This window comes from Bacillus mojavensis (assembly GCF_012648005.1).
Classification (GTDB): Bacteria; Bacillota; Bacilli; order Bacillales; family Bacillaceae; genus Bacillus; species Bacillus mojavensis.
In genome coordinates, this window is record NZ_CP051464.1 from 3,304,545 (window position 1) to 3,330,111 (window position 25,567).

Consider the following 25,567-nt stretch of genomic DNA (forward strand, 5'->3'; position numbering starts at 1 on the left):
TTGGGCGCCGCCAAAAGATTTAGACAATTTCGTTAAAAAGTCTTGTACTTTGATTTTTTTCAAAATATAATGCTAGGTAACTGGTCTTATTATCCAGTCATCAGATGATCATATCATCTTTAGAAACCGCTTACAAAAAGCCAGTTATGTTTGAAGGAGGGGTTTGGGATGCAATGGACACAGGCCTATACGCCTATAGGGGGAAATTTGCTTTTATCTGCGCTTGCCGCACTTGTACCGATTATTTTCTTTTTTTGGGCACTCGCCATTAAACGAATGAAGGGGTATACCGCGGGTTTGTCCACCTTGGGAATCGCGCTGCTGATTGCGGTATTGGTTTACGGAATGCCGGCGGAAAAAGCGCTGATGTCCGCTACACAAGGAGCCGTATACGGCATTCTGCCGATCGGCTGGATCATTGTGACGTCTGTTTTTTTGTATAAAATCACCGTAAAAACGGGACAGTTTGATATCATTCGCAGCTCTGTTCTCTCCATTACCGACGACCGCCGGCTTCAGGCGCTGCTGATCGCTTTCTCATTCGGGGCTTTTTTAGAAGGGGCGGCGGGCTTTGGGGCGCCGGTCGCGATTTCAGCCGCGTTGCTTGTCGGCCTCGGTTTTAACCCTCTTTATGCGGCGGGAATCTGTTTGATTGCCAATACGGCACCAGTAGCCTTCGGGGCGATTGGGATTCCGATTACAGCCGTTGAAGGGCCTACCGGAATTCCGGCGATGGAGATTTCTCAGATGGTTGGGCGGCAGCTGCCGTTTTTATCTGTATTTATTCCTCTTTATTTAATTATCATTATGAGCGGGTTCAAGAAAGCCTTTGAGGTGTGGCCGGCGATTCTCGTTTCCGGTGTTTCCTTTGCCGCTGTTCAGTATCTCAGCTCCAACTTTCTGGGGCCAGAGCTGCCGGATGTTTTGTCGGCGCTAGTGTCGATGGCTGCGCTAGCTGTGTTTTTAAAATGGTGGAAGCCGAAGAAAACATTCCGGTTTGCGGGGGAACAGGAATCGGCAGCCGCGATTGAAACGGCAAAACTGCACCCTGATGCACCGGCTTACACCGGCGGGCAGATTTTTAAGGCCTGGTCGCCGTTTCTGCTGCTGACGGTGATGATTTCTGTTTGGGGCATTCCTTCGGTCAAGTCCGCGCTGACAGGGCATTACGAAGGCACAGCCGTTTTCTTGAATTGGCTGAATGTGATTGGAGAAAAGCTGACTTTTGCTCCTGGGGTGCCTTTTTTGAACAATCAGATCGTCAATGCTGACGGCACTCCGATTGAAGCGGTGTATAAGCTTGAGGTCCTCGGTTCGGCAGGCACCGCAATTTTAATTGCCGCATTGCTGTCAAAATTCATCACGTCGATCCCGTGGAAAGACTGGGGAGCTGTTTTTAGCGAAACACTGCAGGAATTGAAATTTCCGATTTTGACAATCGCCTCGGTCGTTGGTTTTGCATATGTCACCAACTCCTCGGGGATGAGCACGACGCTCGGCATGACGCTTGCGCTGACAGGCTCGATGTTTACCTTCTTTTCGCCGGTTCTCGGCTGGCTCGGCGTCTTTATTACCGGCTCGGATACGTCAGCTAACCTGCTGTTTGGCAACCTGCAGAAAGTAACGGCCTTATCGGTCGGAATGGACCCTGTTCTATCGGTCGCGGCCAATTCATCAGGCGGCGTCACCGGCAAAATGATTTCTCCGCAATCGATCGCGGTCGCGTGTGCGGCAGTCGGGCTCGCCGGGAAGGAGTCGGATCTTTTCCGCTTTACAATTAAGCACAGCTTGTTTTTGCTGCTGCTCGTCTGTATCATCACCTTTTTGCAGCACCAGTTCTTCAGCTGGATGATTCCGTAAAAAAATCCTCCTTACAGGGAGGATTTTATTTGTACCGTTTTCTGGCTGCCGATGACGGAATGTTCAATTGATCGCGGTATTTCGCCACTGTGCGTCTGGAGATTTGGATGCGGTGCTGTTCATATAACAGGTCGGCAAGCTTTTGATCTGAGAGGGGTTTTGTTTTATCCTCGTGCTGAATCAATGCTTCAAGATGCGTTTTAACCGCATAGTTGGATGTATCGCCATCCCCAGAGGCCTCCGCTTTTCCTGAGAAGAACATCTTCATCTCAAACAATCCGTAAGGCGTTTGTATCGTTTTCCCTTTAATGGCCCGGCTGATGGTAGATTCATGCAGGCCTAGACAATCCGCCACCTCTCTCAGTGTCAGCGGCTTCATGGCGCTCCGCCCTTTCAAGAAAAAATCACTTTGACGCGCGGTCAGCTCATTTACAATTCTGGTGATCGTCTGCTTCCGCTGCCTCAGCGCGCGGCTCAGCCAGCGCCACTCCTGATATTTAGTAGATAAATAGGAAACCGTATCCTGACAGGCGCCCGACGATAGAAGCGGCCTGTACTGCGGATGCAGCTCAATCTCCGGGAACGAGCGGCTGTTCAGTTCCGCTGTAATGTGGCCGTTTTTAACGGTGATGAAAATGTCGGGTTCAATATACATATCATGCTCCGGACTGGCAAACAGAAGGCCGGGTCTTGGGTGAAGCGCAGCAATTTTATCAGAAATGTCCTGAATCGTGTGAAGCGGCATTCCAGTTTCTTTTGAAAGCGCTTTCCAGTTTTTTTGCGCAAATACATCAAAGTGTTCTGAAACAAGCAGTTCTGCCTGTTCATTTCTGCTCGGGAGACGCTGTAATTGCAGCAAGATACACTCTTGAAGAGATCTTGCGCCGATGCCCGCTGGTTCAAGAGACTGAAGTTTTCTCAGAACCGCTTCCGCTTCCTCTGCCGAAACAGACAGGCGCCGGGCTGCCTCCTCCACATCTTCCTCCAGATATCCGTTTGAATCTAGCGAATGTATCAGATAATTAAAAATCTTTTTTTCAGTGTTTGACAGATTCATATCCAGCGATTGCTGTTTGAGGACATCCTGCAGTGTTTTTTGCGGATTGCTTAATTGAAGGCCCGCCTCCTGCCTGCTGATCCTGTTTTTGTTTGTTTTATGGTAAGATAGTGGCGGTGTGTCTGTTTCCTTTCGTTCAATAAGAGGGTTTTCCAGTGAGAGCTCATCAATGTATTCGGCCAGTTCCGCCGAATGATAGCTAAGCAGCGTGATGGCCTGCCTGAGCTCCTGTGTCAGTTGAGGCTTTAGTACTTGTACTTGCTGAAGTTTCATATCCATCTTGCTCACTCCCCTTTCTTCATTGTACATGATTGGGATGACACCGTATACATTTATGAAAAAGGAGCTGCCAAAGAAATGTCTGAACTTTTTTCTGTACCGTATTTTATTGAAAACTTAAAGCAGCATATTGAAATGAACCCGTCTGAGGATAAGATCCACGCAATGAACAGCTACTACCGTTCTGTGGTCTCAACACTGGTGCAGGATCAGCTGACAAAAAACTCAGTTGTCCTGAAGCGGATTCAGCATTTAGATGAAGCCTACAACAAGGTAAAACGCGGAGAATCAAAATAAACCTTCCGCTCACATATGAGCAGGAAGGTTTTCCTTCTTTAAGGCGTCCCGAATGATTTGAGTGTTTGGCACTCCCTCCATCCAAGTATGATAGTAATTGGCGTTTTTTCCGTAGGAATTATCAATGACCGTGTTTTCTTTTTGAAGAAGTGAAGACAAAATGTGGCCGTGCAGCCTTGACGTTTCCACCGATTTGTAACGGCTGAAAAAACGAATGGCTTTATTGATGATGTAATCTGAATATTTTCTCCATATAAATGCGATTGGCAGAGGATTGCCCGCTTTTTTGTTCAGGACGTTCAGCGTTTGGAGAAAAGCGATTGTCCGGCGGTCTGAAGCTGATAGCACGGTGCGCCAGTCATAGCTTTCCGCTTGCGCATGTCTTTGAAGCTCATCATTTGCTTCATGATCTGTTCTGATAAATCTCAGCTTTTGACCGGTCGGCTGCTGTGTCGGAATGATGGGAAACAGCTGGTGGGCCATATCAGGCAAGAGCTTGATATGATTGTTTTGAAAGTACGCCTGTGCCGTGGCATAGGAGGCTTTTTCCCTTGTGATGATATGCAGATTTGAATGGGCAGAGAAAATGTCAGCTGTCCGTTTTAAGTTATCTTCATTCTGATAATAAATCGATTGCGGCAGGATAACGATTTTGTGGTCCGGATAGGTTTGAACGATTTTCTCTCTAAATCCTTGATAGTACGGATATAAATCCCCGAAGTTGCCGCCTCCCTGACAGACGATGATCAGATTCGGATCAAGCTTTCGTCCGATTGGAAAATTGTCTGGGTTCCAGCGTTTTCTGACCCGAATGTCATTTTCTTTAAAGAAGGCTTCCGTTCCTTTCATAATAAACAAATCCCCTACATTTCCGTATAGAGGATAGTCGGCGTAAATGATTTCGGATTGCTTCGGTATCATATCGAGCAGCCCGGCCAGTTTTTTCTTCAGGCTGATCATTGAATGCTTGCTGTCCATCTCTTCACCTCTGTTGTTTGGAATAAGTGTAACAACACATCGATTACTCGGTCTTGATCTTCTTCGGTCATATTTGTTCCGGATGGGAGGCAGATCCCTCGCCTGAATAAGTTGTCGCACACACTTTCAGAATCTGTATGGGAATAAAATGCAGATGACGCAAACAGCGGCTGGGTATGCAGCGGCTTCCAAAGCGGTCTCGCTTCGATCTGTTCTTCAGCAAGATGCTGAACCACGTCATATGGAGTCAGCCCGTTATCGAGCGTGAGTGCAGTAAGCCAGCGGTTGGACACGCCTTCCGAGTATTCCGGCATAAAGCAAACGCCATCTATGCTGCCAAGCGCTTTTTCGTACCTCGCAAAAATCTCCCGTCTTTTCTCCACCCGCTCATCCAGCACCTCAAGCTGGGCAATACCGACTCCTGCAAGGATATTGCTCAATCTGTAGTTGTGCCCGATTTCACTGTGCTGATAATGAACAGCGGGATCGCGGGCCTGTGAAGCGAGAAATCTTGCTTTTTCAATGGCGGCTTCATCGTCTGACACAAGCATCCCGCCTCCTGAAGTCGTGATGATTTTATTTCCGTTAAATGAATAAATGCCGAAACGGCCGAATGTCCCGCTCTGCTTCCCTTTATAGACAGCACCGAGGGATTCAGCCGCATCCTCAATGACCGGCACTCCGTATGAATCGCACAGGCTTACAATGTCATCCATTTTCGCGCTTTGTCCGTACAGGTTGACGGCAATGACCGCTTTTGGCGGATTTCCATTTCGTTTCGCTTCCTCCAGTGCTCTTTCAAGGGCTTTCGGAGACATATTCCACGTATCTGGCTCAGAATCTATAAAGACAGGCACCGCTTTTTCATATAAAATCGGGTTTGCCGTTGCCACAAATGTAAAAGACGGACAAAACACGGTATCTCCCGCTTTGACATCCAGCAAACGTAGCGCCAAATGAATTGCGGCGGTGCCTGAGCTGACCGCAGCCGCCCCTTTGGCGCCGACTCGTTCAGCCAATTTTTCTTCAAAAGTATTCACAAGCGGCCCAAGCGGCGCAATCCAGTTTGAGTGAAAGGCTTCTGAAATATAGTGCTGCTCCCTGCCGCTCATATGAGGAGCTGATAAGTAGATTTTTTTATGCATGTAATCATCCTTTGCTTTAGGTTTGAATAGAAGAAATCACGCGCGCCGGGGTGCCTACAGCCGTTACACCGTCAGGGATGGAGCGGATCACCGCAGAGCCTGCGCCGACGATGCTCCAGGAGCCGATTGTGATCTGCGGAATGACGGAGGCCCCGGTGCCCACATGAGCCCCTTCTTGAACCGCAATACCTCCAGAAAGCGTGGCGCGCGGAGAAAGATGGACGAAGTCGCCGATCTGATTGTCGTGCTCTGCGATCGCGCCCGTATTGATGATACAGTGGGCGCCGATCCGAACATCCGCCTGAATAATCGCACCGGCCATAATAACCGTTCCTTCCCCGATGACAGCCGATTTGCTGATGATGGCTGACGGGTGGATTAATGTGATGAAATCTTCTTTATATAATTCCAGCCGCTCTGCCAGCTGTTTTCTGACGCTGTTGTTTCCAATTGCAATCACAAACATGACGTCAGGGATCAGCCTGCGCACTTCAGAAATGGCTTCCGAGGGGCCTGTGTACAGCTCTCTCCCGGCATCAAATGTGCTGAATTTATCGTCCAGCACCGCAGCTAAGCGCGTGTCTGAACGGGCGCTTATGAGTTCTCTGATCACCTTTCCGTGACCGCCGTCTCCCACAATGGCCACGTTTCTCATGAAGACACATCTCCGCTTCCTGTGAAGCGTTCTGCCGTCACATGATTGGTTTGCTGAATGCCTTCTGAAACAAGAACTTTGCGTACCGTCAGACATAAAATTTTCAAATCGAGCAAGAATGAACGGTTGTCAACGTACCAAACATCCAGTTCAAATTTCTTTTCCCAGGAAATCGCATTTCTGCCGTTGACCTGCGCCCAGCCTGTAATCCCGGGCTTCACCTCGTGGCGCCGTGCCTGCTGTTTTGTGTAAAGCGGCAGATAATCCATCAGCAGCGGCCGAGGGCCGACGAGACTGAGGTCTCCTTTCACTACATTCAGCAGCTGCGGGAGCTCATCAATGCTCAGCTTTCTGATCAGCCTGCCTGTTTTCGTAAGCCGGACTGCATCCGGCAGCAGGTTGCCCTCACTGTCCCGTTCATCCGTCATCGTTCTGAATTTATAGAGGGTGAACGGCTTCCCCCCCAGGCCGGGCCGTACTTGTTTGAAAAAGACAGGCGATCCTATTTTCAGCCTGACAATGGCGATGGTGAAGAGAATGATGATACTCGTGCAGCACAATAAAAGAATAGCGGCCGTCAGATCAAAAAGACGTTTCAGGATCAAATATTTACAGCTCCTTTCGTTTTTCTAAACCGTTTCAGCACCATCTGTCGTTCTTCTTTCGTACAAACAAGCATAAAAGCGAAAACCGCGTAGCAGCAGCTGACAGCGGCACCTGCAGCAATCAGTGATGTCCAGCTTTCAATGGTGATACATAACTGGATGGCCTCACAAACCGCCCATGCAAACAAAGCGGCAAAGACCGGACCGAACATGCCTGTAAAAAACACATGCTTTTTGTAACCGGTAATGCGTGAGACATAAAGCGGCGTAAAGATAACATTTTTCAGCACAAGCGATATTGCCCCGGCAAGTGTAATGCCATAAAGCCCAAGATGAGCCGGCCCGCTTAATGTGACCGCCAGCACAACATTCACTGCGCCTAACAGCAGAGTGACGAGCGCCGGTGTTTTTTGTTGATTAAAGGCGGTCCATATATAAAACAACGGCATAAAGGCAAGGCTGACCGCCAAATATCCGGCGTGAATATATAATAGCGGCGCTACAGAGGAAAAAGACGATCCAAGCCAGATCGTCAGAAAAGGCCCGGCCAAACCTCCCAATAAGGCAGCCGGAAGCGCAAGCAAAAGCCCGTTCAGTCTCACTGCCTGATTGGCGTACTTGACCAAGCCGTCCATATCGCCTTTTGAATAATAAGAAGTAATGACAGGCGCAAATAGAGATGCGACTGTTCCTGCCAAACTGCGCAGCAGCAGCGGAAACTGGATAATCGCCGCATATTTTCCCGCTTCAGACGCACCCAGCACCAAGTTGGCGGTTAATAGGTCGATCTGCAAAAAAAGCAGCACGCCGATCTGATTGACTGAGTTCCAGGTTCCTGCCTGAAACAGTTCCTTGCTTACGCGAAATGACAAGTCTTTCAGCTTAAATGAAAACCATGGAATCAGTTTTCTGAAAAAGTGGAAAGACAGGATAGACGCTATGACGGCACCGGCTAAAGCGGCAAGCTGAATCTGCCAGATTTTTGGCGTGAAGCAGGCAAACAGCGCCAGCACACACAGCACGCGGATGAGCATTTGCACCGCCTGAATGGAACTGGTGATATACAGTTTGTTGGCATAAAACGGCGCCGCTCCAAACCCCGCCATCAAAAAAGTTAAAAGAAACAGCAGACTTCCAATCAAAATCGACAGCCGAACATCAGCCAAAAGATCCTGTGGGACGTTCATGACGCGGTCAATAAAAAAAGCCGCACTCATAAGAGGCAGCAGAAGCAGCAATGAAATCAAAACAGACGCAGCCAAATAATTGCTGATATACGCATTTGCTTTTTCCTGCTCTCCCCTGTGGGCTGCGACAGAAAAAAAACGCACAACCACGGAGCTGAGCGCCACCGTGATAATGGAAAAATAATTAATCACATTTTGTGTTAAATTCACAAAGCCGAAAGCCTCCACACCAAGCGTTTTGACAATAAAAGGCGTCATCCAGACAGACAGGAATACGGACAAAAGAAAAGCTGTGAGATTGGCGCTGAAGTTTATGGTGAATTTCATGCCTGCTTTGCACTGCCTTTCATGGTTCCGCGAGTCTCAAAAAACAGCTTGATGAGAAAGATCAGCCGCCATTTGCACAGCGCTAAGACCAATCGCTCACCTCTGCCTAATTTCTCATGCTGGAACGGTGTGTGTCTGACAGCCTGCCGCACCATGTCATAGGATAAAACCTGTCTGATCTGTTTTTTAATGTCTTTCGGCGGCTGCGGTGAGGCACAGGCGTTTGCCAGAAGCATCGGAAGCTGGTGCTTGCAAATGTACACATCCAAATCTTCTTTGCACACAGCCGATAAGCCGCGCTGATTGTAAAATGCGATTTTGGCTTGATATTGTTTTTGGATATTTTCATCCATCGCAGGTTTATAAGGAATTTCCGTCAGGCTGTTCGGATTTTCACGGTATATGTACAAACCTTCATCCAGCATTTTTACCCGCTCGGCTTCATAAAAAGCAGATAAATTAAAGGGCGAGTCTTCAGCAAAACGGATGTCTTCATCAAACCAAAGGCTCGCCCTTTCCAAAAGCTCACGGCGATACACATACCGCCATACATACCAGATAAATCTCGTTTCGTGGGCTTGTCGGAGCTGCTCAGCTATATCCGCTTTTGTCAGCACACGGCCTGTTTCGAGCTGCGGCGGCACGTATTCCCGCCTGTCTTCGGACTGTTTATAAAATCCGCAGCCAGCAATATCGAGCCGGTGCTGCTCTGCTTCGTCTGCAAGCCTTTGAAACATGGCGGGAGAGACATAATCGTCTCCGTCTACAAACCCGATATACGTACCCCGCGCCGCTTTGATTCCCGCGTTTCGAGCCGAACTCAAGCCGCCATTTTTTTTATGAATGACTTGAACTCTTGTATCCCGTTTCGCGTATGCCTCTGCCATCTCACCAGATCGATCGGGTGTTCCATCATTAACCAGGATAACTTCTATATCAGAAAGCGTTTGGGTCAGCAGCGAATCGATGCAATCTTCAATAAAAGGTTCAACGTTATACATCGGGACAATAATGCTGACGAGCGGTGTCATCGTGCTTCACCGCTGATTTTATCGCGCAGTCCTTTAAAATACATGTCCCGCGGAAAGCCGGCACGGTTTGTTTCTTTTGTCAGCAGCTCTTTCACTGCGGCTGTCACACGTTCCGGCTCCGGCTGTTCAATCAGCTTCATCATTGGAATCTCTTTCAGCCATTGGTAGCCTTCCATGACTTTGTGATCAAAAGAACGAATCACGACACATGGCGTTCCTGTCAATGCACAAAAAATCATGCCGTGCAGCCTGTCAGTGACAACGGCTTCCGCACTCTGCAGCTTAGACCAGAGCGCTTCCAGCTCCTGTTCCCGTGTATCGCGGCTGACCCGGCGCCCGACCGTTGTCGTAAAAGCTTTGATCTCGCCAAATTCATCAAAAAGAGCGGTCTTCACACGGTTTCTCTGTTCCTCCTGAAGCACGCTTTCCTGATCCTCGCGCAAACATATATACACCCCTTCGCGTTCCGCAGAGGCATTGCTTCTATCTAAATACAGCACCATATCGGGCTGCTTCAGGATCTTTTTTTCTTTAAAATGCCGCTTCATAAATTGGTACGTAGTTTCATCACGCGCCATCAGCAATAAACCGGGGTGCGCGTTATAAATTTTCTGCGCCCGTTTCAGCTCTTTTCGTCCCTTTTTCGTATCAGAAAAATGAACGGTTGCCGGAAGCTGTACGATTTGGTAATCATGAAACGTTTTAATGATAAAGCGGCGCGTCCACTCTTCATACCGGTATAAATCCCCCATGTTTCCGCCGCCGATGATAAAGACCATATCCTCCGGGTGGCGGGAGCGGATCAGCGCTTTTGCTGATTTGTATATGTCCTTCATATCGACCTCAACGATTTCAAAATCGGAGTATTCCTGCTCAAGAAACGCTTTGCTGGCATAAGCAATGGCATGATCCCCCAAATTATCATGGGAAGGCAGCAGGGTCAGTATGATTTTCTTCTTATGTGCGGCAGCCTTTACCGGCTGATCGGCCGCACCCAGCAAAAATTGGGACGGGTACTTAACCTTTAGCAACAGCCATTCTGCAAGATTGATTTTCAATGAATGTAACGACATCTCTTCACCCTCTGATTTTCATTTTGTACTCGATCACTCGCTGATACACGGCGGACGCCATGGCAACGAACGGAATCATTCTGTATTTCGCCATCAGCAGCAGGCATGACCGTTTTGCGTCAAAAGGCGCTGTCCCCGTTTTCGACAGGCTGCCTTGAAACACCGGATCAGCGCAAATCACGCCGACCGTTTTGAGCCTTTCCAAAAGGCGCCGGCTGCCGCTTGTTTTCCATTCGTTCAGCAGACAGATGGTGCTATGGAGAACGATAAAGAAATCAAGCTCCTTACGGTACTCCTCCAGCTTGTTGTTCTCCTGTAAAAACGCTGCGTTCGCCTGATACAGCGCCAGTCCTGATTCAAACAGTTTTTTCTGATAACCTTGCACGATGGAGGAAAGATGAATTCGGTAATGGTAGAGAGGCGCTTCTACATAGGAAACCGAGCGGGCGAAAAAATGTGCCCTGAAGCTGAAAAACTGATCCTCGACATGCTCCAGCTCACCTCTGAGCGGGAACGAAAGCCGGTGCGCATCAATCATGCTTCTTCGGTACAGTTTATTCCACGAAAATCCCCGGACCTTCCCTTCGAATAACGCCTTGATATAGGACTCCTTGGGCTGATCCCGATAGGTTTCCGCAATGTCTGAGACAACGGTTTTTTCAGTGTCCTCAAACTCTGCGGCGTAGTTGCAAATCACCAGATCGGTTTCCTCTGATGCTGCCTGAACCATTTGCAAGCAATAATCAGGCTCGATCCAATCGTCTGAATCTATAAATGCCACAAATTCTCCGCGGGCCGCCTCGATCCCTTTGTTCCGAACAGCACCGAGCCCTTGGTTTTCCTGGTGAATGACTCTGAATCGTTTATCCTTTTCTGCATATTCCTCCGCGATGTCCGGGCTGGCGTCTGCCGAACCGTCATTGACGATGATAATTTCAATATTGTCCAATGTCTGGTTCTTTAACGACTCAAGACAGTTTCTGATATAGGTTTCTGTATTATAAACAGCGACTAACAGACTAACCGCAGGTGTTTCCATAATGACCGGCTCCTCTTGCATAAATTACCGGGAAAAAATCGTTCTGTACGGCAGAACAGATGAATCAACCGGCATAAGCAAATAACTGTATAAAAAATAACAAACCACAATGGCGATATAGATCAACGCATTCGATTTCTCATCAAATATTCTGACAAAATAAGGAACTAAGATCATTTGATACAGTCCGAAGTAAATATTAAATCTGGCAAAGATCACGTCCTTTGTGGCCAAGAGACCGAATAAAAACCCGAGAAGGCACAAATTAACGACAATATCGATTTGCGGCCACAGCTTTCGGAGACGCTCTCTGTAACAAAAGGCCAGAAACAGCGGCAGGACCAAAACAGCGATTTTGACCACATTCATTCCGTTTGTATTGGTCATCAGCCACTTTTCATAATGGCTGTATGAGCTGTTTTCAAGCACAACGACAAATACCGAAATAAATTTCTGGTATAAAAAGGTCATGCCAAGAAATAAAGCTGAGAGACCGAATATTGCCGGTGACCAGGCTTTTCTTCTGACAATAAAATAGACCGGAATCATCACCAGCGCCGAGGAGTGAAAGAGCGAACTGACCAGCACAATCAGAAAGTAACGCTTCCAGTTTCCATTGATGATATAGCGAATCGCCCAAAACAAAGCGGCTGCCACCATGTATTGTCTGATTCCGTTAAAGGATGCGTAATAATGAAAGGTTCCTAAAAATAAAAAGACGCTCAGCTCAAACGGTCTGCCGTAGTCTGCCAGCGTCTTGATAATAAAGATATAGGTCACGGCCGCAACAGTGACATACATGATTTGCGGGTCCTTCGTGATGAAATTCATCAGCCATAACAGCGCGGTAAAGCCCGGATCTGTTGCCGTTTTCGCTGTGCCAAAACCGAATATCTGCCAAATATTTTGATAGTCTCCTGCCATTTGATACAGCAGCGTATACGTCTGAAAATCTGTACCGACCCTGTAACGCAGCCCTGAAACAAGCACAAGTGAGGCGAGCGGAACCCAAATGAGAAGCTTGTTCGGTCGATAGCCCGTAGCAAGTGACCCATCCCGGCCGCCGCACATTTTAGCAAACCAAGACCAAATATATACAATTCCCATATTGACGACATACACAATCATTTTTTATTGTCCTTTTTCAGTGCTAATCTGATATAAATTCATCAATGCACCTACATTTTGCTGCGCATCATAGCCGAGTTTTGCAAGGGTACTTTTAACGAGCTCCCGCTTCGGCCTGCCTGCGGCGGCCGCTCTTACAATCGTTTCAGCCCAAATGTCCATCGGCTTAGAGAGACTCACCCTTTTCACAAGTCCGAGCCCCGTATCGACTTTTTCTGTGATCGTGTCTGAAATAATACACGGAAGAACCGAAGCCTGCGCTTCCACAAGCACAACAGGCAAGCCTTCGTACAATGATGGCATGACAAATACATCAAAGGTGCGCATGAGCTCATGAATGTGTTCTTCAGTTCCTAAAAAGAGAACATCGGAAAGCAGATTCAGCCGCCGCGCTTCCTCCTCCATCTGCTCCCGCAGCGGTCCGTCTCCTGCGAGAACCATCTGAAAGCGAACTCCCCGTTTTTTCAGGTGAACGGCAAGCTTCAGCAAAAACGCATGATTTTTCACTTCATGAAATCGGGCCACATGACCAATGATCAGCCGGTCAGACGCTATGCCGCGTGCTTTTTTTTCGTCATCGGGCGCCTTGCCGGCTGGAGAAAACAGATCAAGGTCTATTCCGTTCGGCAGCAGATGAACCCGCTTCCGCTCCATATTGGATCGCCCGAATAAAAACCGTCCCGCATCCTCTCCGCAAGCGCACAATTCAGTCGCATATGACAAAATGAGGCGTCTGAACACCATCAGCTGCAGGCGGTCCTTCCAATTGAAGGCGGTCTTCCACGAGGTGTTATGGGAATGGCATACTCTGACCTGCACTCCAGCTAGCCTTGCCGCAAGCGCGATAAAGCCGGTTTGAAAATCTGTGTGCGCATGAACCGCGCTGAATGGCCCGTTTTCTTTTATTGTGTTTCTTACATTCTTCACAAATGTGAGGGGATTGCTTTGTCCGATACTCGGGACATAAAAAAGCCGCCCGCCTAGCGATAAAATTTCTTCATCATAAGCGCACGGATCATTTCGATAGGTTAAAAAATCAAATTGCACCTTGCTTCTATCCATTTTCCGATATAAATTCATGACCATGGTTTCCGCGCCGCCCCTGTTCATGCCGCTGAGAACATGGAGCACGCGCTGTTGGCTGTTATTCATGCTTCACAAGCCCTTCCTTCTGATTCATCACTCTTTTTTTATGGTAACGATTCATCACAGCAGGAGGCATAAACGCGCGAATGAGCGGTTTTGCGATATATATGTAAGCGGAAAAAGGAAGCTTCAGGCGTCTGCAAGCCTGGTATACAAGAATGGCGTTGTCGATTGAGTAGGTAAAAGACCGCCTCTTGAATGCGTCGCTGTCTTCCCTTACTTTATACAGCGCTTCTTGGAGGTTATAGCCTCGAAAGCCCTCTTCAAAAAAGCGGAGCCACAAATCGATATCCTCCATTCGCCTTGTCCGCCGCACCGAACGATAGCCTTTCAGCGTCTGGTAAGCGCTGGCTCTCATCATGATTGTCCCATGGCAAAACGGCGTCCCTTTCGCCATAATGGCCGGGTCCGGAACAGAAGGCAGCATCCGTGTGCCCCTTACGCCAAATTCATCAAACACAAGCATGCCGGTGCCGACCACCTGGTAGTGCCGATGCTTCTCTAAAAAGGCAACCTGCTTCTCCAGACGGCGCGGAAAGGACAGATCATCTCCGTCCTGGCGGGCGATATACTCGCCTGTGGCATAAGAAAGACAGTGATTTAATGAAGCGGCAAGCCGCTTGTTTGTTTGATTGTGAATGAGCTTGATGCGGTCGCTGTAATGATCGGCATACTGCTTCGCGATACGGAGCGTGCCGTCTGTTGACGCATCATCGCACATGATCAGCTCCCAATTTTTATAGGATTGGCTGAGAATGGATTCAATGCTTTCCGCCAAAGTGGATTCACAATTATAAATGCCCATAATGACAGAAACTTTCGGTCCTGAATTCATACGCTTTTCTCCTTTTTATCCATGTACACGGAATAAATATCTGCCATTTCTTCTACCGTTCGCGCTTCAGAAAAGCGCAAGGCTGTTTGGCGGCCTTCCTGTCCAAGTGATCTGCGCAGTTCCGGCTCAAGGTAGAGCTGTTCAATCCGGTCAGCAAAAGCAGCGTTGTCGCCCATTTTGATGAGGAAACCGTTTTTTCCGTCACGGATGATTTCCCGGTGTCCTCGGTTATCAGTGGCAATTGCCGGCTTTTCCGCCGCCATGCCCTCAAGCACATTCATGCCGAGGCCTTCTCTGATGCTGGATGCGACAGAAACATCCGCAAGCTGGATCAGCTCGTGAATATCGCGGCAAAAGCCGTAAAAGCAAACATTGCGGGAAGCTCCTAGCTTTTCAGCTAAGTAACGATACGTTTGTTCCATCGCTCCTTCTCCGGCAAAAACAAGACGGAGCTCCGGTATCTTATCTTTCAGCAGTGCTGCAGCTTCAATTAACAGCTTCTGATTTTTATTGAGGTTCAATTCAGCCGGATAGATCAATATAAAGTCGTCTTTTTGGAAGCCGTGCTTTTCTCTCAGCCTATGCTGCTCTTCAAGGCTGACTGGCCTGAACCTGTCTGTATTAACGCCGATGCCGTGAATTTTTTCTGTCATCCCGCCCGGTCTTTGAAGCCCTTTCGCTCGCGTGTAATCTTCTTCATTTATGGTGATCAGGCAGTCTGTATAGGCAGAAAGCCATTTTTCAACCGGATAATAAAGGACCCAGTTTTTCATCGGCGCTCCGCTGCAAAAATGAAATCCGTGTGCGGTGTAGAGCACCTTTGTTCCGTTTCGTCTCGCATGCCGTGACGCAAGCCGTGCGAGAACGCCGCCGACCGGCGTATGGCAATGGACGATGTCGTACTCGTTGGTCTCGATCACTTTCTTCAGCTGTCTGTAAACGGCAAGGTTCTGAGGATGGAAGGGTGACCTTCGGATCGGAATGGAGAATTTCTCATCGACATACGGCAGCCGCGTCTGCCCGCTCGCAGCAACATGAACCTCCCAGCCCAATTGTTTAAACCATTTAAAGTAAGGAAGATGAAAGGCTTTAAAATGATAATCGACAGTGGCACAAAATAATATTTTTTTCGTCATCTTCACTCCCCCTAACGAATGCCGGCAGCCGTCATTTCGTTTGATGTGTCTATTGCCGCAAACAGCCGCTCTCTGAGCTCGGCTTCCGGCAGCTGATTGAAATCTTCTATAAAACGCATCAGCAATGGCCAATCGCCGTCCACCGCTTTGCCGATATGGATTTTCGGAAAAACTTGTTCGGCATGAACTTCATTCTTGTTCAGTAGCTCCTCATACATTTTTTCACCCGGGCGAATACCTGTGAACTCAATTGGAATCTGCTCCGTCGTGTAGCCAGATAAATGAATGAGGTTTTTGGCGAGATCGACAATCTTCACGGGCTCTCCCATATCAAGAACAAAAATCTGCCGGCCTTTCGCCAGCGCTCCAGCTTGGATGACAAGCCGTGACGCTTCGGGAATGGTCATAAAATAGCGGGTCATCGCCGGATGTGTCACCGTAACGGGACCGCCTTTTTCAATCTGTTTCTTAAAAATCGGAATGACACTGCCCCTGCTGCCGAGAACATTGCCAAAGCGAACCGCAACGAATTTCGTTCTGCTGAATTTCCCCAGATTCATAATAATCATTTCGGCAAATCGTTTCGTTGCTCCCATTACATTGGCCGGGTTCACCGCTTTATCCGATGAAATGAGCACAAACGTCTCTGTCCCGCACATATCTGCCGCTTCCGCCACGTTTTTTGTTCCGATGATGTTGTTTTTGACTGCCTCTTCAGGGTTGTGTTCCATTAAAGGCACGTGCTTATGGGCAGCCGCGTGATAGACGACGTGCGGTTCGTATTTTTTCATTAAGGTAAACATTTTGTCACGGTCTTGCACATCCGCAATTTCCGTGTGGAACACGATGTGTTTTCCGAATCGTCCATTCAGTTCAGAATAAATAGAATGAATGCTGTTTTCCCCATGGCCGAGAAGAACGATTTCCTTAGGCTGGAACGCACTGATCTGCCGGCAGATTTCCGAGCCGATTGAACCGCCCGCTCCGGTGACGAGAACTGTTTTTCCTTTGATGCGGTTTGAGATTTCGCTTGTGTCGAGGGTTACCGGCTTCCTGCCTAGCAGATCCTCGGCCTTTACATCTCTGATTTGACCGGCAGTGCGCGTTCCAAGCAGCATTTCATCAAAATGAGGCATGATTTTGATGTTCACTCCGGTTCGCACGCATTCTTTGTACAGCGCCTGCAGTTCATGGGTACGGAGAGAAGGAATCGCAATAATGATATAGTTAATTTTGAGCTTTTGTACCGCAGGCATGATACTTTCTTTGCCGCCGATGACGGGCAGCCCCATCATTTCCAGCTTATGTTTCGTTTGATCGTCATCAATAAAAGCGACAGGTGTAATGTCGGGATCATCTTTTTGCAGCAGCTGCCTGACCATCAGGGTTCCGCCTGATCCCGCTCCGATAATCAATGCGCGGGCCGATGTGCTGCGTTTTTTTCTGATGCTTTCTTTTAAGATTCTCGATAAAACGCGGGTTCCCCCAATGAACAGAAGCTGAAGCACCCAGCACGCTGTTAACAGCCGGAAAAACATCGTATGATACACAGCGTACTGTATGATGCCGGTCACAGCGGCTGAAATCGTAATGACCTTAAGCAGAGCAATCAGTTCGCCGAGTCCGGTGTATGTCCAGACCTGTTTATACTGATGGAACAGGATAGCACATACATGATAGCTGAGGAGCAAGCTGACTGCGGTAAGCAATAATGCTCCGGAGTCATAAAATTGATAAGAATCTTTTAAAAATTGATATCCTGCAATAACTGAATTTAAAACGAGATAAGTATCCAGCGCGATAATCATTGACAGTCTTCTCCGGTAACTCAACCTTTTCCCCCCTAATACTTTTATCGGTTTAGCTGCGGCGGTTTTCGTCTTCTAAAAAATCGACAGCAGCTAAACCGATAACATTCCCTATGTATATCAAATAAGTGGGCATTTAACCCGTCCTCACGCCCCGCCAGCGACGACCAGCATCTAAGGCAGCCTGTTCAAGCTGCCCACAGCGGAGCCGAGTGCCTCCATTGATACAGGTAAGGAGACATCACCTAAAAGCACAAATTAATAGGAATAGTGTTCTGATTTTTTCATTTTCTTTTTATTTAAAAGAGCACCTAGCAGCTTTGCATTGGATTGCTCCAGTGCGTCCTTCGCTTTCAGGACGGTATCGGTTTTTGTTTTTCCGCTTAAGACAACGAGCACGCTTCCATCTGTCTGGTTCGCTAAAATTTGAGCGTCCGCGACAGCTAAGAGCGGAGGAGAATCAAAGATCACCAGACTGAATTGGTCATAGATATCTGATATCAAATCTCCCATTGCTTTCGAGGATAACAGTTCAGCCGGATTCGGCGGCGTCGGTCCGCTTGTCAGCACATATAAGTTATCGATCGGTGTCTTTTGCACCGTTTCACTGAGAGAAGCATTGCCGACCAGCACATTTGTCAGCCCGGTCAAATTTTCAACCTGAAACGTCTGGTTAATTGTCGGTTTTCTTAAATCGGCATCCACCAGCAGCACTTTCTTTTCCTGCTGCTGCGCAAAGACTGCCGCAAGATTCGCTGCACTGAACGATTTTCCTTCACCAGGCACAGAGGAGGTGACGAGAATGGACCGCAAGTTGGTCTGTACGGATGAAAACTCAATGTTTGTCCGAATGGTGCGATATTGTTCCGCAACAATTGATTTATGATGTAAAACGGATATTTGAGCCAAACCTCGCCTTGCTTTCTTTTTTCTAAAGACCACTCACTTCACTCCTCGAAATGTTTTATCCAACCCTGCGATTCCGTTTCTTTTTGACATCAGGGACAGAGCCCAAGCAGGGCAATCCGGTTTTCTCGCTGAGCTGCCGTGCGCTTTTGCACGTATCATCGAGAAAATGCAGAAAAAATGCCAGTGTAATGCCGCCCATCACGGCCGCTCCAAAAGCCATGACCATATTTCTCATCCGGGACGGCTTAATCATTGGGCTTTCAGAAGCCTTCGCCTCTGAAAGAATATGTACGCCTTGCACATTCATTCTTTCATCTACTTCTTTTTCAAACTTGTTCACTAACGTGTTTGCAATCTTAGCCGCTCTCTCCGGATTGTGATCCTGAACGGCAACGGTGATGATTTCCGATTCATTTTCACTGCTGGTCATCACTTTTCCTTTCAGCGAGGAAGCCGATTCAGAAAGATGCAACTCCACCTTGACCTCTTCCATCAAGGCCGTGCTTTTGATAATCGATTGAAACGTGCTGCTGTATTGAAGATTTCTCTGGATGTCACTGAGATTCGAGTTTTCTTCACCGTCTGATTCATGAATCAGCACTTGAGTCGACGCCTGATAAGTCGGTGAAATGACCTTAAATTGGACAAAACCTGTAATAAAGGTGACGCCTATTGTGATGAGCAGAATCAGCACGAATCTATGTCTGACAATTGCGTATAACTCTTTAAAACTCATATTCTCATTCATATATTCATAGCCTTCAGCCTTCTCACGGCTGGCTTCCCGCGCCCCTTTCTGTTAATGATTGGATTATAAAAGAAAACTTTATTATTTAAAAATTGCAAAATAAGCCAATAAGTTCTCTTTAGAGAACAAAATCATGATTTTCCTCTTATTTACTGCACTTCCCTTATTATTTTAAATTTTATAAAGAACGAATAATTCCTTATAATGAACGAAATAACGACAGGAATAGAGGAGAATTTCATATTATGATTGGAAGAATTATCCGCTTGTACCGCAAAAGAAAAGGCTATTCTATTAATCAGCTGGCTATTGAGTCAGGCGTTTCTAAATCTTATTTAAGCAAGATTGAAAGAGGCGTTCATACGAATCCATCCGTTCAATTTTTGAAAAAAGTATCAGCAACCCTGGATGTCGAATTAACAGAATTATTTGACGCTGAAACGATGATGTATCAAAAAATCAGCGGCGGAGAGGAAGAATGGCGTGTGCATCTTGTTCAAGCTGTTCAAGCTGGAATGGAAAAGGAAGAATTGTTCACTTTTACGAACAAGTTAAAGAAAGGGGAGCCTGAAACCGCCTCCTACCGAAACCGAAAGCTGACAGAATCGAATATAGAAGAGTGGAAAGCGCTGATGGCGGAAGCGAGAGAAATCGGCCTGACGGTTCAGGAAGTCAAATCCTTTTTAAAAACGATGGGAAAATGAATATCGTAGAAGGGCTGAGGTTCGCATCATCAGGACAAATCTGTTTATAATGGGGGAAAAAGGGAGAGAATGCTATGTCTGAATCAATGGTCAAAACGCAATACGGCACAGTGAAAGGCATTTCAAAAAACGGTGTCCACATATGGAAAGGCATCCCCTACGCAAAGCCGCCCGTCGGACAATTGCGGTTTAAAGCACCTGAGCCGCCGGCGGCCTGGGAAGGCGTACTGGACGCAACTGCGTACGGCCGGGTTTGCCCGCAGCCGCCTGATTTACTGTCATATTCATACCCTGAACTCCCCCGCCAGTCTGAGGACTGCCTGTATGTAAATGTATTTGCACCTGACACTCCGGGCAAAAATCGTCCTGTCATGGTGTGGATTCATGGCGGCACATTTTATCTCGGCGCAGGCAGTGAGCCTTTATACGACGGCTCGAACCTGGCAGCTCAGGGAGATGTCATTGTCGTCACTCTGAACTATCGGCTGGGACCATTTGGTTTTTTACATTTATCTTCCATTGATGAAGCGTATTCCAACAACCTTGGACTGCTTGACCAAACCGCGGCTCTGAAATGGGTCAAGGACAATATTTCTGCGTTTGGCGGCGATCCGGAAAATGTAACGGTGTTTGGAGAATCAGCGGGCGGTATGAGCATTGCCGCGCTGCTAGCCATGCCTGCTGCAAAAGGCCTGTTCCAGAAAGCAATCTTAGAAAGCGGCTCTTCCCGAACCATGACAGAAGAAAAAGCGGCAAGCACCGCGCATGCTTTTTTACGAATCCTTGGAATTAACGGTCACCAATTGGACAGGCTGCATACTGTGTCTGCTGAAGATTTGCTTAAAGCCGCCGACCAGCTGCGAAAAACCGAAAATGAAAATATCTTTCAGCTGTTATTCCAGCCTGCCCTTGATCCGAAAACACTGCCTGCTGAGCCGGAGAAAGCCATCGCTGAAGGGGCTGCTGACGGCATTCCGCTGTTAATCGGAACAAATCGTGATGAAGGGTATTTATTTTTTACGCCGGATTCAGAAGTTCACTCTCAGGAAACAATTGATGAAGCGCTTGAGTATCTATTGGGTCAGCCGCTGGCAAAGAAAGCGGCCGATCTGTATCCGCGCTCTCTCGAAAGCCAAATTCATATCATGACGGATTTGCTGTTTTGGCGCCCGGCCGTCGCCTGCGCTTCCGCCCAATCCCGTTACGCACCTGTTTGGATGTACCGATTCGACTGGCACCCGGACAAGCCGCCGTACAATAAAGCGGTTCACGCACTGGAACTGCCGTTTGTGTTCGGCAATCTAAACGGACTGAAACGAATGGTACAAGCAGACATTACGGATGAGGTCAAACAGCTTTCACACACGATACAATCAGCGTGGCTTGCCTTCGCAAAAACAGGAAGTCCAAGCTGCGAAGATGTACAATGGCCGGCTTATACTGAAGACAAACGAGAAACCTTGATTTTGGATTCCGAACTTTCTATTGAGCACGATCCTGATGGTGAGAAGCGGAAAAAACTATTACACTCGTAAGGAGAATCACATGGGAAAAACAGGCTGCATGGGTGCCGTCATCGTTGTGGCAGCATGTATCTTCATTTTATCAGCAGTCGTTTATTTACAAGACACCGCCTATTACCAGCCCATCCGCTGGATTGGGATCCTACTGTTTTTCGCGGGAATTGTGATGGTGCCCACATACTCAGCAAAAAGAAAACCCGGTAAAGAGAAGTCATTCTCTCTTTACCGGGTTTTTGTTTTCTTACAATTTCCCTGCGCGAATATCGTCTGTCATTCCTTCATAAGGCGCCTTAGAAATGACTTCCTCATTATCGGCTCCCTCATTTTTCAGAAATGTAATGTCAGCAAATTCGGGCACTACGTATTTGGGATAGGTTTCGTATTTCTCGCGTGATTCCTTCATCAGGTCAATGTGGTCATTTTGGTAGCAGACCGTGATTTCAGGATGTTCATGCACCCATTTCGGAAAGAAAATAATGCCGTGCATGCGTTTTTCATTCGGCATAAAGTTTAATGAAACATCTGTACCTGTCGGCTCTGTCCAAGACACTTTATATACGCCCTCTGTCAGTTTGACAATGTTCACTTCCTGATCCCGAACCCAGCGTCCGGCCACCATTCCGCTATGAATTCTATAATCAATTGTATGGTCATTTTTAATATAAATCTCGTATTCCCAACCGTTTTCGTAAGTATAAATCATGTGGCTTCCGATAAAGTTTTCCATATTTCACACTCTCCTTAGTCTTTTACTCTACTTCATAAATGTCTAATCGAACGTAATCAGGGGTTCTTTCTGCGGAACCGATAAACAAGCGGTCATGCAGCCATTGATAGGTTTCACTGCCTGTCTCAAATGTCGGCACCGTGCGGAAATAAACATGCTCGGTGTCAATCACTTCCCCGGCCGCTGCTCGTGTTCGGAACGGCTCGCTGACTTGCCGTATTCCATTGTTTTCAAGGTAAATCAGCTCATGATCTGCTGTTTCTATGACATATCTGGCAGATAAATCTGTTCTGCCGTCAGCGCGAATGATTTGCGAATCAGCTCCGCCAGGCAAAATACGTCCTTCCACTTCTCCGGTTACTGTTCCCGATCGAATCGGAATCCATCGTCTCAGCCCTAAACCTGTCTCACCAATGGTGATTGGAGGATCAACCTTAATGTCTAGGGAGACGAATTTCTTTAAAACTGGCTTCTTCATAAGCACCACCTGATCTTCAGAAGAAATCATGTAACTATTTACATGTTTACTTTAACACCACTGCATGAGGCTGTCAAACGATAAGAACACAAAAAAACAAGAGCCGATTACATACAGCCCTTGTTGAATAGTTCATTTTGATAGGTAAGATACGTGCTGACCGTGCTTTTTGCGAGGCAATCAGAGGAATCGATAATCGGAATATCACTGTGAACATGATCTAACACCGTGTTTAAATCTGTGCAAGCCGAAATGATGAGATCCGCTCTTTTACTGATTTCCAAGTATAACTCACGCCATATGTCCTGAGTTTTCTGAACATGATTCGGCTGTTTGATCGCGGCGATGAGCTGATTGACTTCCCGCTGCCAATGTGCCTCATGAATAAACTCATATCCGCCCGCCTTCAAACCTTTTTGATAAAGACAGGATTGTATGGTTGAATCCTTTCCTAAAACAGCCACTTTTTGCGCTGAATCCGGAAGCTCCTTCATCGTTTCCTCAATGATATGTAACAAAGGAATCGACAATGCCTGCTGGATGTCTTCAAAATAGACATGTGCCGTATTACAAGGAAGAGAAATAAAGTCCGCACCGGTTTTCTCCAGCTTGACGGCCCCATCGATAATCGCTTTTTTCATTTCATTATGATCGATAGGGCGATCGACATAAAAAGGGGTCGGACAGGAATAAATCATCATTTGCGGGTAATCGATATCATGTGAAGCGCCATACAGCTTCTGACAGTAATCAATGACCTTATCTAAAAATGGAGAGGTCGATTTCGGGCCCATTCCAGCTAATATCCCAATCATCAAATTCAATCCTTTCTAATTCGTCCGGACCGCTTCTCCCTCTGTTCCGTCCTGATAAACGATAAAACTTTTCGCAGTATCATCCCCTAACATAAATTCAACTTCAACAGGCAATGATTGCAGAAAGAAACGGGTTTCCGAGGAAGGAAATAATTCAAACCTCATCTGTCCGGTGATTTGCAGATAAAGCCGCTCATTCTCAGCTGTCACAGTCGCAGCGGTTCCATCATGAAAGGAGTAGCTGCCAACATAGCGGCTGTAAATCGCTGTATCAATTTCTTTTTTCTTTTTATCAGCTGGACGTTCAGGGATCTTATAAGGCTGGTCAAATAAAATATTCTCCGCCGCCTTCAGTATCGCTTGTTCATAATCAGCATCCTGTTCCATATTGCTCAAATAGATCAGCGTTTTACGATGATCTATATATCGGATCATCATCGTCGAATAGCCGGGCCATCCTCCGCTATGGCTGACAATCCGCCCTTTTTCAGGACTGTTTTGCAGCACCCAGCCAAATCCGTAGTCAACCGTTTCCCCATTGCTCAGTTGTACAGGAGAAAATGCGGCTTCCTTAGAAGCCTTGCTGATCAATTTGTCCTGATATAAAGCCTGATCAAATCGAAATAAATCGCTTGTGACAGAATTCACTGTACCGTCTCCCTGTATTCCATCCAGATACACAACATAGCTCGTTTCCTCCAGGTCATCTGGAAGAACGTACTGGCCGGAATGCACATCATACACATATCCATACGCATAGTCATCGATCTGCTCAGGACGCAGCCTCCTGTTATATACTCTCGTGTTCGCCATACCGACCGGGGTGAAAATATGCTGTTTCAAAAAATCCGCATAGCTCATGCCGGATGCCTTCTCAATCAAAACTGCCAGCAGTACATACCCCGTATTGCTGTACAGCCAGCCTTCATTCGGAGCAAAATAGCAAGGAGGCTGCTCATTCATCAGCATATCCACTACATCTTGATTCACTGCGACCCTGCTTTTATCCCAATTGACCAAAAACCACTCTATATATTCCGGAAGCCCGGATGTATGGTTCAATAAATGCCGTATCGTAACGCCTTCATATGGAAATCCGGGAATCCAGCGCTCCACCTTATCCTCATAACCAAGCATCCCTTTCTCTTCCAATAAAACAACTGCCAGCGCTGTAAAAGGCTTTGATAGTGATGCCAGCTCAAACAAAGAATTTTCTTGCAAAAGCCGTTTTTCCGGCAAATCCGCATAACCGAAAGCGTGATGGTATAAGATGCCGCCATCCTCTGCAGCTAAAACCGCCCCGTTGAAATGATTTCTTTCGCCTAATGTTTCAAATAAAATCTTAAGGTCATTCCTTTTATCCTGCTTCATTGTTTCACCTCCCCTTTTTTGTACGATACTGAGCTATTAATGTTTCAATTATTTTGAAAATATAAAAAAAGCTGATCAATCCTCAAACAGGAAAAATCAACTTTAGATTTACACGAATCAAAAATCCCTTTTTACGCAGTCGGAGAAGGAACTCTGGCGGCTGCAAAACGGGTTCTCGGAGTTGCTTGAATGACTCCGGCGGCAGTACTTCTCATTGCAACTGTCACCGTATCTCCGGCGTTTAACTGAAGAATTTCCGTAATGGCTACGACAGCCGGGAGATTCCCTGCTTGAAATGTGTTATTTCCGCCTATCACATCTTGATTCACAAGAAATACGACTTCTAAGTTGAAGTCAACAATCGCATTCGTTTGAAACTCAACTGATGCGTTAAGAGAATATACGCCTGCTGTTCTCGGTGAAAATGTAGAAGTGTTTGGGTTATATTCATTCGCCAAATCAAATTCTACATTTTGAAATAAGACTCCGCTAGCTGCATTTGCAGCCACTGATAGATTTGTATTGCTGGTGGCTCTGAAAGCGGAAATAGGCTGGTTCGTATTTGCTGTAGCTGGTGCAAAGCCCTGGTTTTGTTGAGCGGATGAGGAATTTCCATTTCTTCCTTGCATGACACTTGGTGATAAAAGAGGTTCCGGCCGATCGTTCCTCTTAATCCATTTAGTTGGCCTTGGCGGCATGACTTTTT

General features: G+C 47.1%; 25 protein-coding genes and 1 pseudogene. 5 read left to right on the forward strand and 21 right to left on the reverse strand.

Annotation, left to right across the window (positions count from 1 at the left end; genetic code table 11):
- The first annotated feature begins 168 nt into the window (after nt 1–168).
- The gene (lutP, locus tag HC660_RS17275) at nt 169–1,860 is read left to right on the forward strand and encodes an L-lactate permease LutP (protein WP_168748794.1); all 1,692 of its coding nucleotides are present in this window, start codon (nt 169–171) and stop codon (nt 1,858–1,860) included.
- 25 nt (nt 1,861–1,885) lie between these two features.
- Here the strand turns inward: lutP and rpoN are convergent, their stop codons facing one another.
- Nucleotides 1,886–3,196: an RNA polymerase factor sigma-54 gene (gene rpoN / locus HC660_RS17280; RefSeq protein WP_168748795.1), complete on the reverse strand. Its 1,311-nt coding sequence runs from the start codon at nt 3,194–3,196 to the stop codon at nt 1,886–1,888.
- Between the two features lie 78 nt (nt 3,197–3,274).
- On the opposite strand from rpoN, the gene yvfG reads away from it, so the two are divergent.
- The gene (gene yvfG, locus HC660_RS17285) at nt 3,275–3,493 is read left to right on the forward strand and encodes a protein YvfG (protein ID WP_024122922.1); all 219 of its coding nucleotides are present in this window, start codon (nt 3,275–3,277) and stop codon (nt 3,491–3,493) included.
- A 9-nt stretch (nt 3,494–3,502) separates the two neighbouring features.
- On the opposite strand, the gene HC660_RS17290 is transcribed toward yvfG, so the two are convergent.
- From HC660_RS17290 to HC660_RS17360, 15 genes are all read right to left on the reverse strand, one after another.
- Entirely contained in the window at nt 3,503–4,471 is a 969-nt protein-coding gene (locus HC660_RS17290; RefSeq protein WP_168748796.1) for a polysaccharide pyruvyl transferase family protein, read from the reverse strand.
- Nucleotides 4,450–5,616 (reverse strand): DegT/DnrJ/EryC1/StrS family aminotransferase, encoded by a 1,167-nt coding sequence (locus HC660_RS17295; protein WP_168748797.1) that lies wholly within the window; start codon nt 5,614–5,616, stop codon nt 4,450–4,452. The genes HC660_RS17290 and HC660_RS17295 overlap by 22 nt, the downstream gene beginning before the upstream one ends.
- 16 nt (nt 5,617–5,632) lie before the next feature.
- The gene (locus HC660_RS17300; protein WP_168748798.1) at nt 5,633–6,271 is read right to left on the reverse strand and encodes an acetyltransferase; all 639 of its coding nucleotides are present in this window, start codon (nt 6,269–6,271) and stop codon (nt 5,633–5,635) included.
- Nucleotides 6,268–6,876, reverse strand: a complete 609-nt coding sequence (locus HC660_RS17305; RefSeq protein ID WP_168748799.1) for a sugar transferase — start codon at nt 6,874–6,876, stop codon at nt 6,268–6,270. The genes HC660_RS17300 and HC660_RS17305 overlap by 4 nt, the downstream gene beginning before the upstream one ends.
- A complete protein-coding gene (locus tag HC660_RS17310) occupies nt 6,873–8,390 on the reverse strand; it encodes an MATE family efflux transporter (RefSeq protein ID WP_168748800.1) in 1,518 nt (505 codons plus the stop codon). The genes HC660_RS17305 and HC660_RS17310 overlap by 4 nt, the downstream gene beginning before the upstream one ends.
- Entirely contained in the window at nt 8,387–9,421 is a 1,035-nt protein-coding gene (locus HC660_RS17315) for a glycosyltransferase (protein WP_168748801.1), read from the reverse strand. The genes HC660_RS17310 and HC660_RS17315 overlap by 4 nt, the downstream gene beginning before the upstream one ends.
- Complete coding sequence (locus HC660_RS17320) at nt 9,418–10,494, reverse strand: polysaccharide pyruvyl transferase family protein (protein WP_168748802.1); 1,077 nt, start codon at nt 10,492–10,494, stop codon at nt 9,418–9,420. Before HC660_RS17320 ends, HC660_RS17315 begins: the two co-directional genes overlap by 4 nt.
- 4 nt (nt 10,495–10,498) lie before the next feature.
- Entirely contained in the window at nt 10,499–11,533 is a 1,035-nt protein-coding gene (locus HC660_RS17325) for a glycosyltransferase (protein ID WP_168748803.1), read from the reverse strand.
- 24 nt (nt 11,534–11,557) lie between these two features.
- Complete coding sequence (gene epsG, locus HC660_RS17330; RefSeq protein ID WP_168748804.1) at nt 11,558–12,661, reverse strand: biofilm exopolysaccharide biosynthesis protein EpsG; 1,104 nt, start codon at nt 12,659–12,661, stop codon at nt 11,558–11,560.
- A 3-nt stretch (nt 12,662–12,664) separates the two neighbouring features.
- Nucleotides 12,665–13,813 carry a glycosyltransferase family 1 protein gene (locus tag HC660_RS17335; protein ID WP_168748805.1) on the reverse strand — a complete coding sequence of 383 codons (1,149 nt, stop codon included), beginning with the start codon at nt 13,811–13,813 and terminating at the stop codon, nt 12,665–12,667.
- Nucleotides 13,806–14,642 (reverse strand): glycosyltransferase EpsE, encoded by an 837-nt coding sequence (gene epsE, locus HC660_RS17340; RefSeq protein ID WP_168748806.1) that lies wholly within the window; start codon nt 14,640–14,642, stop codon nt 13,806–13,808. Before epsE ends, HC660_RS17335 begins: the two co-directional genes overlap by 8 nt.
- The gene (locus HC660_RS17345; protein WP_168748807.1) at nt 14,639–15,778 is read right to left on the reverse strand and encodes a glycosyltransferase family 4 protein; all 1,140 of its coding nucleotides are present in this window, start codon (nt 15,776–15,778) and stop codon (nt 14,639–14,641) included. Before HC660_RS17345 ends, epsE begins: the two co-directional genes overlap by 4 nt.
- 11 nt (nt 15,779–15,789) lie before the next feature.
- The gene (locus tag HC660_RS17350) at nt 15,790–17,610 is read right to left on the reverse strand and encodes a polysaccharide biosynthesis protein (protein WP_173400508.1); all 1,821 of its coding nucleotides are present in this window, start codon (nt 17,608–17,610) and stop codon (nt 15,790–15,792) included.
- 234 nt (nt 17,611–17,844) lie between these two features.
- Nucleotides 17,845–18,528, reverse strand: a complete 684-nt coding sequence (gene epsB, locus HC660_RS17355; protein WP_168748808.1) for a protein tyrosine kinase EpsB — start codon at nt 18,526–18,528, stop codon at nt 17,845–17,847.
- Between the two features lie 22 nt (nt 18,529–18,550).
- A complete protein-coding gene (locus HC660_RS17360) occupies nt 18,551–19,243 on the reverse strand; it encodes a YveK family protein (RefSeq protein WP_168748809.1) in 693 nt (230 codons plus the stop codon).
- A 245-nt stretch (nt 19,244–19,488) separates the two neighbouring features.
- Here HC660_RS17360 and slrR point away from each other — a divergent pair, with 245 nt between their 5' ends.
- The 3 genes and pseudogenes from slrR to HC660_RS17375 form a co-directional block, all read left to right on the forward strand.
- On the forward strand, nt 19,489–19,947 hold the full coding sequence (slrR, locus tag HC660_RS17365; RefSeq protein WP_010331959.1) for an HTH-type transcriptional regulator SlrR: 459 nt from the start codon (nt 19,489–19,491) through the stop codon (nt 19,945–19,947).
- Nucleotides 19,948–20,021: 74 nt separating this feature from the next.
- A complete protein-coding gene (gene pnbA / locus HC660_RS17370) occupies nt 20,022–21,482 on the forward strand; it encodes a para-nitrobenzyl esterase (protein ID WP_168748810.1) in 1,461 nt (486 codons plus the stop codon).
- A 10-nt stretch (nt 21,483–21,492) separates the two neighbouring features.
- Nucleotides 21,493–21,681, forward strand: a pseudogene (locus tag HC660_RS17375) (hypothetical protein); the annotation flags it as partial.
- Nucleotides 21,682–21,711: 30 nt separating this feature from the next.
- Here HC660_RS17375 and padC read toward each other — a convergent pair.
- From padC to HC660_RS17400, 5 genes are all read right to left on the reverse strand, one after another.
- Nucleotides 21,712–22,197 (reverse strand): phenolic acid decarboxylase, encoded by a 486-nt coding sequence (padC, locus tag HC660_RS17380; protein WP_010331962.1) that lies wholly within the window; start codon nt 22,195–22,197, stop codon nt 21,712–21,714.
- 22 nt (nt 22,198–22,219) lie between these two features.
- Nucleotides 22,220–22,675, reverse strand: coding sequence for a DUF3237 domain-containing protein (locus HC660_RS17385; protein WP_026014613.1), 456 nt, complete (start codon nt 22,673–22,675; stop codon nt 22,220–22,222).
- Nucleotides 22,676–22,782: 107 nt separating this feature from the next.
- A complete protein-coding gene (locus HC660_RS17390) occupies nt 22,783–23,490 on the reverse strand; it encodes an aspartate/glutamate racemase family protein (protein WP_168748811.1) in 708 nt (235 codons plus the stop codon).
- A gap of 15 nt (nt 23,491–23,505) precedes the next feature.
- Nucleotides 23,506–24,861, reverse strand: coding sequence for a serine hydrolase (locus HC660_RS17395; protein ID WP_168748812.1), 1,356 nt, complete (start codon nt 24,859–24,861; stop codon nt 23,506–23,508).
- 131 nt (nt 24,862–24,992) lie between these two features.
- Nucleotides 24,993–25,559, reverse strand: a complete 567-nt coding sequence (locus HC660_RS17400; protein ID WP_010331966.1) for a C1q-like domain-containing protein — start codon at nt 25,557–25,559, stop codon at nt 24,993–24,995.
- Nucleotides 25,560–25,567: the final 8 nt, after the last annotated feature.

What these genes read in the sequence shown, in the direction of transcription:
- HC660_RS17360 (WP_168748809.1), bottom strand. Translation starts at nt 19,243, where the DNA reads ATGAATGAGAATATGAGTTTTAAAGAGTTATACGCAATTGTCAGACAT.
- HC660_RS17290 (WP_168748796.1), bottom strand. Translation starts at nt 4,471, where the DNA reads ATGGACAGCAAGCATTCAATGATCAGCCTGAAGAAAAAACTGGCCGGG.
- slrR (WP_010331959.1), top strand. Translation starts at nt 19,489, where the DNA reads ATGATTGGAAGAATTATCCGCTTGTACCGCAAAAGAAAAGGCTATTCT.
- HC660_RS17385 (WP_026014613.1), bottom strand. Translation starts at nt 22,675, where the DNA reads ATGAAGAAGCCAGTTTTAAAGAAATTCGTCTCCCTAGACATTAAGGTT.
- pnbA (WP_168748810.1), top strand. Translation starts at nt 20,022, where the DNA reads ATGTCTGAATCAATGGTCAAAACGCAATACGGCACAGTGAAAGGCATT.
- HC660_RS17315 (WP_168748801.1), bottom strand. Translation starts at nt 9,421, where the DNA reads ATGACACCGCTCGTCAGCATTATTGTCCCGATGTATAACGTTGAACCT.
- yvfG (WP_024122922.1), top strand. Translation starts at nt 3,275, where the DNA reads ATGTCTGAACTTTTTTCTGTACCGTATTTTATTGAAAACTTAAAGCAG.
- HC660_RS17335 (WP_168748805.1), bottom strand. Translation starts at nt 13,813, where the DNA reads ATGAATAACAGCCAACAGCGCGTGCTCCATGTTCTCAGCGGCATGAAC.
- epsE (WP_168748806.1), bottom strand. Translation starts at nt 14,642, where the DNA reads ATGAATTCAGGACCGAAAGTTTCTGTCATTATGGGCATTTATAATTGT.
- HC660_RS17395 (WP_168748812.1), bottom strand. Translation starts at nt 24,861, where the DNA reads ATGAAGCAGGATAAAAGGAATGACCTTAAGATTTTATTTGAAACATTA.
- HC660_RS17320 (WP_168748802.1), bottom strand. Translation starts at nt 10,494, where the DNA reads ATGTCGTTACATTCATTGAAAATCAATCTTGCAGAATGGCTGTTGCTA.
- HC660_RS17400 (WP_010331966.1), bottom strand. Translation starts at nt 25,559, where the DNA reads ATGCCGCCAAGGCCAACTAAATGGATTAAGAGGAACGATCGGCCGGAA.
- rpoN (WP_168748795.1), bottom strand. Translation starts at nt 3,196, where the DNA reads ATGGATATGAAACTTCAGCAAGTACAAGTACTAAAGCCTCAACTGACA.
- epsG (WP_168748804.1), bottom strand. Translation starts at nt 12,661, where the DNA reads ATGATTGTGTATGTCGTCAATATGGGAATTGTATATATTTGGTCTTGG.
- HC660_RS17300 (WP_168748798.1), bottom strand. Translation starts at nt 6,271, where the DNA reads ATGAGAAACGTGGCCATTGTGGGAGACGGCGGTCACGGAAAGGTGATC.
- padC (WP_010331962.1), bottom strand. Translation starts at nt 22,197, where the DNA reads ATGGAAAACTTTATCGGAAGCCACATGATTTATACTTACGAAAACGGT.
- HC660_RS17295 (WP_168748797.1), bottom strand. Translation starts at nt 5,616, where the DNA reads ATGCATAAAAAAATCTACTTATCAGCTCCTCATATGAGCGGCAGGGAG.
- HC660_RS17345 (WP_168748807.1), bottom strand. Translation starts at nt 15,778, where the DNA reads ATGACGAAAAAAATATTATTTTGTGCCACTGTCGATTATCATTTTAAA.
- lutP (WP_168748794.1), top strand. Translation starts at nt 169, where the DNA reads ATGCAATGGACACAGGCCTATACGCCTATAGGGGGAAATTTGCTTTTA.
- HC660_RS17325 (WP_168748803.1), bottom strand. Translation starts at nt 11,533, where the DNA reads ATGGAAACACCTGCGGTTAGTCTGTTAGTCGCTGTTTATAATACAGAA.
- HC660_RS17390 (WP_168748811.1), bottom strand. Translation starts at nt 23,490, where the DNA reads ATGATTGGGATATTAGCTGGAATGGGCCCGAAATCGACCTCTCCATTT.
- HC660_RS17310 (WP_168748800.1), bottom strand. Translation starts at nt 8,390, where the DNA reads ATGAAATTCACCATAAACTTCAGCGCCAATCTCACAGCTTTTCTTTTG.